At 57.7% G+C, this 1,195-nt stretch carries 1 protein-coding gene; it reads right to left on the bottom strand.

The genetic code is table 11. The annotated features are described in order from the left end of the window. Positions 1–38 precede the first annotated feature (38 nt). A protein-coding gene (locus ISP14_RS18710) for an IS3 family transposase (protein ID WP_404542892.1) occupies positions 39–1,126 on the bottom strand; the annotation gives its coding sequence in 2 pieces (ribosomal slippage) (positions 39–874 and positions 874–1,126; 1,089 coding nt in all). Positions 1,127–1,195 lie beyond the last annotated feature (69 nt).

Here is a 1,195-nt window from a genome sequence, read left to right on the forward strand (position 1 = left end):
GGTAATCCCCCCGCTTTTAGCGCTCGCCAAAAGTGGAGCTAAGCGGGCAAGGCCAATTTCTGCATGGGTGTGATGCCGCCGAGAGCCATGTTCGGACGCTCGTGGTTGTATGTCCATAGCCAGTGGGTCGCCGATGCTTGCACCTCGTCAATCGAGTCGAACAAGGTTTGCGCCAACCAGTCATAGCGTACCGTTCGGTTGTAACGTTCGACGTAGGCGTTCTGCTGCGGCTTGCCGGGCTGGATGTGCTCGATGCGGATGCCGCGTTGTTCGGCCCAGGTCAGAAACGCACCACTGATGTATTCAGGACCGTTGTCACAGCGAATCACCTCGGGCTGACCACGCCACTGGATGATCTGCTCCAACGAACGGATGACGCGCATGGCGGGAAGCGATAGATCCACCTCTATACCGAGGCCTTCGCGATTGTAGTCATCCAGCACGTTGAACAAGCGAAAGTTGCGACCATCAGCGAGTTGATCGTGCATGAAATCCATCGACCACACTTGGTTGATGGCGGTGGGCACGGCCAAAGGTTGCGGCTTCTCGCGGACCAACCGCTTCTTGGGCTTGATGCGCAGGTTCAACTCCAGCTCGCGGTAGACGCGATACACACGCTTGTGGTTCCAGCCATAGCCTTTCACGTTGCGCAGGTGCAGAAAGCATAGGCCGAAACCCCAGTTCTTTTGGTTGAACGTCAGGCGTACCAGCCAGTCGGCGATCACCTCATCCTCGCTCGCTTGCTTTGGCTGATAGCGATACGCCGTCTCGCTGAGCGAAAAGTCGGTGCAGGCTTGTCGAATCGTTGCGCCTTTGGTTTGGATTGCCCATCGGGCCATCTCGCGGCGCTGAGATGGCCTCACCATTTTTTTGCCATCGCCTCCCGAAGGATGTCAGCGCTCATCTGCGACTCGGCATACATCTTCTTGAGCCGCCGGTTCTCCTCCTCCAGCTCCTTCATGCGCCCCATCAGTGAGGCATCCATGCCGCCGTACTTGGCGCGCCACTTGTAGAACGTGGCGGAGCTGATGCCGTGCTCTCGGCAGAGCTCCGGGACGGGCGTACCGTCCTCGGCTTGCTTGAGCACGGCGATGATCTGGCTATCGCTGAATCGGGACTTCTTCATGGAACCTCCTCGGGAAAGATTACGAGAAAATTCCACTTTCAGCGTCTGCTAATTTACGGGGGGATTACC

This window comes from Dyella agri (assembly GCF_044904705.1).
GTDB lineage: Bacteria > Pseudomonadota > Gammaproteobacteria > Xanthomonadales > Rhodanobacteraceae > Rhodanobacter_A > Rhodanobacter_A agri.